8 protein-coding genes and 6 tRNA genes are annotated in these 9,092 nt (G+C 37.4%); 12 read left to right on the top strand and 2 right to left on the bottom strand.

Going from position 1 to position 9,092, the window contains the following annotated elements:
• Positions 1 to 143: 143 nt before the first annotated feature.
• The 6 genes from BQ7352_RS02365 to BQ7352_RS02340 all read left to right on the top strand — a co-directional run bounded on the left by BQ7352_RS02365 (position 144) and on the right by BQ7352_RS02340 (position 706).
• Positions 144 to 216, top strand: a tRNA-Asn gene (locus tag BQ7352_RS02365).
• Between the two features lie 20 nt (positions 217 to 236).
• A tRNA-Glu gene (locus BQ7352_RS02360) sits at positions 237 to 308 on the top strand.
• A 25-nt stretch (positions 309 to 333) separates the two neighbouring features.
• Positions 334 to 406, top strand: a tRNA-Thr gene (locus BQ7352_RS02355).
• Between the two features lie 4 nt (positions 407 to 410).
• Positions 411 to 484: transfer RNA gene (locus BQ7352_RS02350), tRNA-Ile, on the top strand.
• A 35-nt stretch (positions 485 to 519) separates the two neighbouring features.
• Positions 520 to 593, top strand: a tRNA-Asp gene (locus tag BQ7352_RS02345).
• Positions 594 to 619: 26 nt separating this feature from the next.
• Positions 620 to 706, top strand: a tRNA-Leu gene (locus tag BQ7352_RS02340).
• A gap of 281 nt (positions 707 to 987) precedes the next feature.
• On the opposite strand, the gene BQ7352_RS02335 is transcribed toward BQ7352_RS02340, so the two are convergent.
• Complete coding sequence (locus BQ7352_RS02335) at positions 988 to 1,776, bottom strand: sulfite exporter TauE/SafE family protein (protein ID WP_072446654.1); 789 nt, start codon at positions 1,774 to 1,776, stop codon at positions 988 to 990.
• Between the two features lie 114 nt (positions 1,777 to 1,890).
• Between BQ7352_RS02335 and BQ7352_RS02330 the strand changes: the two genes are divergently transcribed.
• Both BQ7352_RS02330 and hflX read left to right on the top strand, forming a co-directional pair.
• Positions 1,891 to 2,760, top strand: coding sequence for a LysR family transcriptional regulator (locus tag BQ7352_RS02330; protein WP_072446652.1), 870 nt, complete (start codon positions 1,891 to 1,893; stop codon positions 2,758 to 2,760).
• A 9-nt stretch (positions 2,761 to 2,769) separates the two neighbouring features.
• Positions 2,770 to 4,020, top strand: a complete 1,251-nt coding sequence (gene hflX / locus BQ7352_RS02325; protein ID WP_072446650.1) for a GTPase HflX — start codon at positions 2,770 to 2,772, stop codon at positions 4,018 to 4,020.
• A 73-nt stretch (positions 4,021 to 4,093) separates the two neighbouring features.
• Here hflX and BQ7352_RS02320 read toward each other — a convergent pair whose 3' ends face one another.
• Complete coding sequence (locus BQ7352_RS02320) at positions 4,094 to 5,320, bottom strand: argininosuccinate synthase (RefSeq protein WP_072446648.1); 1,227 nt, start codon at positions 5,318 to 5,320, stop codon at positions 4,094 to 4,096.
• A 198-nt stretch (positions 5,321 to 5,518) separates the two neighbouring features.
• Here BQ7352_RS02320 and BQ7352_RS02315 point away from each other — a divergent pair, with 198 nt between their 5' ends.
• The 4 genes from BQ7352_RS02315 (at position 5,519) to BQ7352_RS02300 (ending at position 9,085) form a co-directional block, all read left to right on the top strand.
• Positions 5,519 to 5,953 (top strand): DMT family transporter, encoded by a 435-nt coding sequence (locus BQ7352_RS02315; protein WP_072446646.1) that lies wholly within the window; start codon positions 5,519 to 5,521, stop codon positions 5,951 to 5,953.
• A gap of 317 nt (positions 5,954 to 6,270) precedes the next feature.
• On the top strand, positions 6,271 to 6,870 hold the full coding sequence (locus BQ7352_RS02310; protein WP_083429827.1) for a ComEA family DNA-binding protein: 600 nt from the start codon (positions 6,271 to 6,273) through the stop codon (positions 6,868 to 6,870).
• A gap of 11 nt (positions 6,871 to 6,881) precedes the next feature.
• Positions 6,882 to 7,571, top strand: a complete 690-nt coding sequence (locus BQ7352_RS02305) for a response regulator transcription factor (RefSeq protein WP_072446642.1) — start codon at positions 6,882 to 6,884, stop codon at positions 7,569 to 7,571.
• A gap of 86 nt (positions 7,572 to 7,657) precedes the next feature.
• On the top strand, positions 7,658 to 9,085 hold the full coding sequence (locus BQ7352_RS02300) for a sensor histidine kinase (RefSeq protein ID WP_072446640.1): 1,428 nt from the start codon (positions 7,658 to 7,660) through the stop codon (positions 9,083 to 9,085).
• Positions 9,086 to 9,092 lie beyond the last annotated feature (7 nt).

Raw genomic sequence — 9,092 nt, 5'->3', positions numbered from 1 at the left:
TCAGACCGAAGCCATTTGCGAAGCAAAGGACACGAAATAAGCGAAGCTTATGAGTGACGGTTGCTAAGCGGACTAAGCAGAACGGCAGTTGGAAAGTTTCGTTTTATATATGTAGTTTTGAAGGTATGGTGTGAGAAATATATTCCTCCTTAGCTCAGTCGGTAGAGCATGCGGCTGTTAACCGCAGTGTCGTTGGTTCGAGTCCAACAGGGGGAGTTTAGTAATAAAGAATATTTGGCTCCTTGGTCAAGCGGTTAAGACATCGCCCTTTCACGGCGGTAACACGGGTTCGATTCCCGTAGGAGTCACTAAGCATAAGCTTAAATAAAGGATGCCGATGTGGCTCAATTGGCAGAGCAGCTGATTTGTAATCAGCAGGTTATCGGTTCGAGTCCGATCATCGGCTTTTTGGACCTTTAGCTCAGTTGGTTAGAGCAACCGGCTCATAACCGGTCGGTCCTGGGTTCGAGTCCCCGAAGGTCCATTTGTTAAAGGTATCCAAGAATATAAATAGAATATGGCCCAGTGGCTCAGTTGGTTAGAGCGCCGCCCTGTCACGGCGGAGGTCGAGAGTTCGAGTCTCTTCTGGGTCGTTTGAGATGCAATGCATTTCAGAAATGCCGCAGTGGCGGAACAGGCAGACGCACAGGACTTAAAATCCTGCGGGACTTATACTCCCGTACCGGTTCGATTCCGGTCTGCGGCATTACAAAAAAGATAGGAGAAACGTTGATTTTAAAGCGTTTCTCCTGTTTTTTTGTCTTTTTCATTTTGAACACCCTTGAACACCTCTGAACCTGAGCTATGTTAAGAGTTTAGTTATAGAAATAAAAAGAGACTGTTGCTTTAAACATTATCCACAAATATTATACACTTTTAGCGAATTTGTCAAACACGCTTTGAGATTATAAGCTCAAAGTAAGCGCAGACTGAGTGTAAAGTGTATAAATATTCGGGATATGCGCTTAATGCAACAGTCCCTTTTGGCTAACCGATAAACTGATAAATATTATAGATATTGATAAAAATAATAACTACCATTAAACCAATAAAAAGTTTGTCCACAGTTTTTTCTTCTATTTTTTTGTTGAGAGTTCTTCCAACAATTCCTCCGGCGATGCCTCCTATGACCATAAAGATTAAAGTCAAAATTTCAAAGTCAGGAACGCTTTTTGTTACAATAGATGATAACAAGCTGGCTATCTGAGAAAAGAAAATAATGTATAGAGAATTTTCAGCTGCAACCTTTGTTGTCATTGAGAAGAAGAAAAATAAAACAACTAGGTTAATAGGGCCGCCTCCAATACCTAGGAAGGAAGAGAGAATTCCCAAAAAAATACCGATAGCTACACAAGCTATTAAATTTGTTACATGATATGTTTTAATCCGTTCTTTGTAAAGGGTATAAACTAATGTACCGACAGTTACCAGCATAAGACAGGCAGCCTGAACAGCACCTACTTTGTTTTTATCAGGGCTTAGGGAAGAGACAAAGGAAAACATCCATTTTCCTAACAGTCCACCCACAGCAGCGCCCAGTGCCAATGGTAAGCCTGTTTTCTGCTCAATATTGGAGTTGCCGCTTAATTTACTTTTGATTACAGAATACGTAGTCATGGAAAGTACAGTACAGCCGGATAAGAAGCTTATAGTGGCAACATCCATAACGCCAAATGCGTCCAGAACAGGCTTTATGATAACGCCGCCCCCGATACCGCAAATTGCCCCTATGATGGAGGCAAAGAAACAGATTAGAAAGAAAACTACTAATAACATAATAATACCTCACATTTTTTTATTCCATTCTATTTTAGCTTTTTTCTGGCTGTATAGCAATTATTATGTTATTATAGTATGTATAATAAAAATGATATGAATAAAAGGAGTAGTATGACATTACGACATTTAAAAATATTTTCTGCAGTTTGTCGTTTGGAAAGCATTACACTTGCAGCGGAAGAAATGAACATGGCACAGCCGGCGGTGAGCTATGCAATTCGGGAATTAGAAGGATATTATGAAACAAAGCTTTTTGAAAGAATGAACAGGCGACTATATATTACAGAGGCAGGAGAACAATTACTAATTTATGCAGACTCTATTCTGGCTCAATTTGATGAAGCAAGAGATGTTCTAAGAGATATACAGACAGTGACGAAAGTTCGAGTGGGCACAAATGCTTCTTATGGGATTAGCTGTTTGCCGAAATTAATTGCAGGGTTTAAAAAACAATATGAGGAAATTCCAATTTATACATTAGTGGATAATTCCAGGCAGATTGAGGAAAAACTAATGAGAAATGATTTGGATTTTGGAATTACAGACTATCCTTCTAATCCACAGTTTTTTATTAGTGTGCCTATAGGAACCGATAAAATGATAGCAGTTTGTTCTTTCGATTATTCATGGCAAGGTTCTGCAAAAATGGAGGAATTAATTACCATGCCCTTGCTTTTAAGAGAAGCAGGGAGTGGTTCGCGGAGTATGGTAGAAGGACTTTTAAGTAAATATAAAAGAAAACCTGAAATTGTCATGGAAAGTATAAGTATTCGAAGTCTGATTGAGGCATGCAGTAAAGGTATGGGAGTTTTACTTCTTACAAAGTCTGTTTTAGAGCCTTATATGGAAAGCCATCATCTGAGAGAAATTGAAATTGTAGATGAAAAGATTATGCGTGAGTATTATTTTGTATATCACAAGAGCAAGTTTTTGACGAAGAGTATGAAATGCTTTCAGGAATTCGTTTTAGAGAGCAGATAGGAGAGATTTATGGAATTATATGAATTAAAAGAGGAACAAGAAAAGGTGATTTTAGTTGGTGTACAGACCAGAGAAAATGATGATACAGAGGACTCTTTAGAGGAATTAAAAGAGTTGGTGAAAACGGCAGGGGCTGAAACTTTAGGGACTGTCATACAGGCAAGAGAAGCTGTCCATCCGGGATATTATGTTGGAACGGGTAAGTTAGATGAAATCCGTATGATGATTGACGGATATGGAGCCACAGGGATTGTTTGTGATGATGAATTATCTCCGTCACAGATTAATAATTTAGAAAGAGAATTGCAGTGTAAAATCATGGACAGAACCATGGTGATTTTAGATATTTTTGCTGCAAGAGCAAATACCAGTGAAGGAAAAATACAGGTAGAGCTGGCACAGCTTCGATATAGAGCAGCACGTTTAACAGGACTTGGAAATTCTATGTCAAGACTGGGAGGAGGCATTGGAACAAGAGGTCCGGGAGAGAAAAAGCTGGAGATGGACAGACGTCTGATTAAGCTTCGAATTTCTCAGCTGAAAAAAGAACTGGAGCAGGTGAAACGCCATAGGCAGGTTTTACGTGAGGGAAGAAACAGGGAAAATATTATGACTGCAGCGATTGTAGGATATACGAATGCAGGAAAGTCTACGTTGTTGAATACTCTGACGGATGCCGCAGTATTAGAAGAAGATAAGCTTTTTGCTACGTTAGATCCAACCACCAGAATTTTAGAGTTACCCGGAAAACAGAAACTTTATCTTACAGATACAGTAGGATTTATCAGAAAACTTCCACATCATTTAATTGAGGCTTTTAAAAGTACCTTAGAAGAAGCAAAATATGCAGATTTTATTATTCATGTGGTAGATGTTTCCAATCCTCAAAGAGAAAAACAGATGTTTGTAGTGTATGAAACGTTGCAGGAATTAGGGGTGGAGGATAAAAAAGTAGTCACCTTGTTTAATAAGCAGGATAAGCTTCAGGATGTAGAAACTATAAGAGACTTTAAGGCAGATTATGTTGTAAAAACGGCAATAAAAACAGGACAGGGATTAGAAGAATTAAAGGAAGTTCTGGAAAAAATATTGACAGAAAATCAAATATATCTGGAAAGAATTTTAGATTATGGGGAAGCAGGACAGATACAGCTTATTCGAAAGTATGGACAGTTGATTTCAGAAGAATATACAGACAGAGGCATTGAAATAAAGGCAAGAGTTCCTCAGAATATATACGGAAAAATAGGTGGAAGGTAAAAAAGAGGCTGCCGCTTTAAACATTATCCACAAATATTCGGGATATGTATTTTAAAGCGACAGCTCGTATATATTATTTATTTTCTTTTGCAGCCTCTGCCATTTTCATAGCACGAACTTTTAATGGCAGACCGAATAAAGTGATAAATCCGTCTGCGTCATGGTGATCATATAAATCACCTGTTGTAAAGGATGCAAGGGACTCGTTATACAGGCTGTAAGGAGAAACAGTACCTGCTTTAATGATGTTGCCTTTATAGAGCTTTAATTTTACTTCTCCGGTTACATATTCCTGTGTGCTTTCTACAAATGCCTGAATTGCTTCACGCAGAGGTGTAAACCACTTTCCTTCATAAACAATCTGAGCAAATTGACTTCCTAACTTCTTTTTCATTTCCATTGTATCACGGTCCAGAATTAATTCTTCCAGCTGTGCGTGAGCTTCCATGAGGATTGTTCCGCCAGGAGTTTCATATACACCGCGGGATTTCATACCAACAACACGGTTTTCTACAATATCAATAATTCCAATACCATTAGCACCGCCTAATTCATTTAATTCGGTAATAATTTCAGATACTTTCATGGCTTTTCCATTTAATGCAGTAGGAACACCTTTTTCAAAAGTAAGAGAAATTTCAGTTTCTTTGTCAGGTGCTTTCTGAGGAGTTACACCCAGAACCAGTAAATGTTCATAGTCCGGTTCGGCAGCAGGGTCTTCCAGCTCCAGACCTTCGTGGCTGATGTGCCATAAGTTTCTGTCACGGCTGTAGCTGTTGCTCATGCTAAATGGAAGGTCGATACCGTGTGCTTTACAGTATTCCATTTCATCTTCACGGGACTGCATGGTCCATACATCTGTCATACGCCACGGAGCTATAATTTTCAAATCAGGAGCAAGGGCTTTAATACCTAATTCAAAGCGGATTTGGTCATTTCCCTTTCCGGTAGCGCCATGACAGATAGCTACAGCACCTTCTTTTCTTGCAATTTCTACTAATTTTTTTGCAATAGGCGGACGAGCCATAGAAGTACCTAATAGATACTTGTTTTCGTAAACAGCGCCTGCCTGAACGCAAGGAACAATATAATCATCACAAAATTCATCTACAATATCTTCAATATACAATTTAGAAGCACCGGATAAAGCGGCGCGTTCTTCTAAACCATCCAATTCAGAACCTTGACCGCAGTTAATGCAGCAGCAGATAACTTCGTAATCGAAATTTTCCTTTAACCATGGAATAAGAGCAGTTGTGTCTAAACCGCCGGAATATGCTAAAATGACTTTTTCTTTCATAACCAAATCCTCCAAAGACTTATTTTGTATGAATGTAATATACACCTAAATAAATAATTATGCAATACTTTTTTGAAAAAAACTTATAAAATAATAAAAAACAGAATAAATATACATTTATCTGGAATAAAAAAGTATGAATAAAAAGGAGAAATGACGGTAAAAATATAGTAGAGAAAGCAACGGAGGAAAGGAAATATGTGGGGAATTTTAATTGCATTATTATCAGGAGCTTTAATGAGCGTTCAAGGAGTATTTAACACAGAACTGACAAAACAAACAAGTTTATGGGTTTCTACAGGCTGGGTTCAGATTTCAGCTTTTTTAGTCTGTGTGGCTGCATGGTTATTTACAGGACGACAACCTGTAGGGGCATTGATAAAAGTAGAAAATAAGTATATTCTTCTGGGGGGAATAATTGGAGCATTTATCACTGTAACAGTTATTCAAAGTATGTCCTCTTTAGGACCTGCAAAAGCAGCAATGCTTATTGTAATCGCACAGCTTGCAGTGGCATATATCATTGAGCTTTTGGGGTTGTTTGGTGTGGAAAAAGTGGATTTTCAGTGGAGAAAGCTTTTAGGAATGGCCATTGCTGTTATAGGGATTATTATTTTTAAATGGGAAAAATAGCAAAGTATATAATAAGGATTGTACTGCGGCGGACAGGTATTATGTGCGAAAGAGTTCGCCGCAGGCGGAGGGATTAGAAATTATATTTTTGTTCTTGCAGGAAAGAGAGAATGGTGCTATACTCAAATTACATTTCAAAATGTCAAATCGGTATTTCTGCCGTAATATCCATAAAATGCATTAGAAATCAAAAAAGTTTATATATTTTTTAGAGAAGAAGTTATGAATTTGATATTGTAAAGAGATTGCAAATTCGTTACAATAAGAATAGTTGTACGAATGTCTCTTTTTTATTTATGTTAGGGAGGCAGTGTATAATGAAAAGAAGAAATATCTTATTTATAGTGCTTATGGGCATAATATGTCTTATTTTTAGCTCTTGTAATTCCCCAAAAGAGGAAACGGTTGTAATAGAAAAAGCGGAGGAAAAACCGGAAGAAAAATCGGAAGAAAAATCGCCTGAGAAAGAGTCCTGGATATGGGTGGATGTCAGCGGTGCAGTGAATGCGCCGGGAGTCTATCGATTAAAAGAGGGCTCCAGAGTCTTTGAAGCTATTCAGGAGGCAGGAGGATTTCTGGAAAATGCAGATACAACAGGAATTAATCAGGCTTCAGTTTTATCTGATGGGGAAAAACTTCAGATTTATACAGTTGAAGAGGTACAACAGATGGAAATGCAGCCAAATCAGATTTCTGCTTCTCAGGAAAATACAGATGCCAAAGGGAAAATCAATATAAATACAGCAAATTTGGCGGAACTGCAGGAAATTCCGGGCATAGGAGAAGTAAAGGCAAAGTCCATCATGGAATATCGGGAAGCTAATGGAGGATTTCAAAGCATTGAAAATCTTCAGGAGGTACCGGGGATTAAGGGAAAAACATTTGATAAAGTCAAAGATTACATAACAGTAAAATAAGGAGAAGATAGATGAGTAAACGTGTATTAGTAGTAGACGATGAAAAATTAATTGTAAAGGGGATACGCTTTAGTCTGGAACAGGAAGGGATGGAAGTAGATTGTGCTTATGATGGAGAGGAAGCACTGGAAAAAGCCAGAGAAAAAGAATATGACATGATCCTTTTAGACATTATGCTTCCAAAACTTACCGGACTGGAGGTTTGTCAGCAAATTCGAGAATTCTCTTCTGTACCTATTATTATGCTGACTGCAAAAGGGGAAGATATGGATAAGATTTTGGGACTTGAATATGGTGCAGATGATTATATTACGAAACCATTTAATATTTTGGAAGTTAAAGCTCGTATTAAAGCGATTATGCGTAGAATGCGTAAAGAAGAAACAAAGGAGACTTCTGGAAAGACATTGGTATCAGGAGATTTAAAACTGGATTGTGAAGGCAGAAGAGTATTTATTGCAGGAAAAGAAATTAATCTGACTGCAAAGGAATTTGATGTATTGGAGCTTCTGGCAAAAAATCCTAATAAAGTATACAGCAGAGAAAATCTTCTGAATTTAGTATGGGGATATGAATATCCGGGAGATGTGCGTACGGTTGATGTACATATCAGACGTTTAAGAGAAAAAATCGAAACTATCCCAAGTGATCCTAAATATGTTCATACAAAATGGGGAATTGGATATTATTTTCAAGGCTAAAAAAGCGCCGCAGTAGGTAAAAGCTATTGCGGCAATTCTTTTCTGGTTCAGGAGAACATCCATAATGATAGAGTGAGGAAATTATGATGAAGATAAAGATGAAACTGTCATTTTTAAAAAGTCTCAGATTTCGCGTTATGATATTGTTGGTAATTATTGGAATTTTACCTTGTATTATTGCGGAAAGTGTGATTGTGAGCAGTTATGAAAACAGGGCAGTGGAGCTGAAAAATATTAGTGTCAAAAATCAATGTGATATTTTAGGAAAACAGCTTATGAAGGAGAAATATTTAACATATCCTCAGTCAGAAGTTATTAACAGTGAGTTAGCTATGTTTTCGTCTGTTTTCAGCGGCAGAATTCTTGTAATTAACAGGGATGGACGAATTGTAAAGGACACTTACGATATTGACGAGGGAAAATATGTTTTATCAGAAGCTGTAATCAAGTGCTTTGAAGGTGAAAATACAGGGTATTATGATAAAGAGAATTCTTATATTGTTCAGACAGTTCCTTTGAAAAATATAGGAAATAAGCAGGTGGAAGGCGTTATGCTGGTCAGCATATCTACCAGTGATATCAAGGATAATATTTCTATTTTAAGACATAGAGCCAATTTGTTATTTCTGATTATCTGCGTGTTTGTTTTAGTTCTGGGATTTGTCTGGTCCAAGACTCTGGTTCGTCCTTTTGCACGAGTGGGAAAGGCAATTGAGGAATTGACAGATGGATATTTAGATGAAGAGATTTCTGTACCGGATTATACGGAAACAGAGATGATTAGTAGTGTTTTTAATAAAATGCTGAAGAAGATGAAAGTTTTAGATGACTCAAGACAGGAATTTGTAGCAAATGTCTCTCATGAATTGAAAACACCTATGACTTCCATTAAAGTTCTGGCTGACTCTCTTGCAGGGCAGGAAGATGTTCCGGTGGAATTGTATAAAGAATTTATGCAGGATATTGCAGTAGAAATTGACAGGGAAAATAAGATTATCACAGACTTATTGTCGCTGGTTAAAATGGATAAAAAGGCATCCGAATTGAATATTGAAAAAGTTAATATTAATGAGCTGATGGAAAGTATTTTAAAACGCCTTAAGCCAATTGCAGATAAGAAGAAAGTAGAGCTGGTTTTGGAAAGTTATCGTCCGATTGTGGCAGAAGTTGATGAAGTGAAACTGAGTCTGGCATTATCTAATTTAGTGGAAAATGGTATTAAATATAATGTAGAGGACGGATGGGTACATGTTACTTTAAATGCAGACCATAAATATTTTTATGTTTCAGTGGCCGATTCTGGAATAGGGATACCTCAGGAAGCAATTGATCGTATTTTTGAAAGATTTTATCGTGTGGATAAATCTCATTCCAGAGAAATTGGAGGAACCGGTCTGGGGCTTGCAATTACCAGAAATGCCATTGTTATGCATAGAGGAGCAGTTAAAGTAAAAAGTGAAGAACATAAAGGAACTACTTTTTCAGTGAGAATTCCATTAAATTATATTGGATAGGAGGCAT

The organism is Blautia sp. Marseille-P3201T (assembly GCF_900120295.1).
Taxonomy (GTDB): domain Bacteria; phylum Bacillota; class Clostridia; order Lachnospirales; family Lachnospiraceae; genus Blautia.
This window is presented reverse-complemented; position numbering and strand designations above follow the sequence as displayed.

Coding starts and splice junctions, on each gene's coding strand:
- BQ7352_RS02335 (WP_072446654.1), bottom strand. CDS start 1,776: ATGTTATTAGTAGTTTTCTTTCTAATCTGTTTCTTTGCCTCCATCATA.
- BQ7352_RS02330 (WP_072446652.1), top strand. CDS start 1,891: ATGACATTACGACATTTAAAAATATTTTCTGCAGTTTGTCGTTTGGAA.
- hflX (WP_072446650.1), top strand. CDS start 2,770: ATGGAATTATATGAATTAAAAGAGGAACAAGAAAAGGTGATTTTAGTT.
- BQ7352_RS02320 (WP_072446648.1), bottom strand. CDS start 5,320: ATGAAAGAAAAAGTCATTTTAGCATATTCCGGCGGTTTAGACACAACT.
- BQ7352_RS02315 (WP_072446646.1), top strand. CDS start 5,519: ATGTGGGGAATTTTAATTGCATTATTATCAGGAGCTTTAATGAGCGTT.
- BQ7352_RS02310 (WP_083429827.1), top strand. CDS start 6,271: ATGAAAAGAAGAAATATCTTATTTATAGTGCTTATGGGCATAATATGT.
- BQ7352_RS02305 (WP_072446642.1), top strand. CDS start 6,882: ATGAGTAAACGTGTATTAGTAGTAGACGATGAAAAATTAATTGTAAAG.
- BQ7352_RS02300 (WP_072446640.1), top strand. CDS start 7,658: ATGAAGATAAAGATGAAACTGTCATTTTTAAAAAGTCTCAGATTTCGC.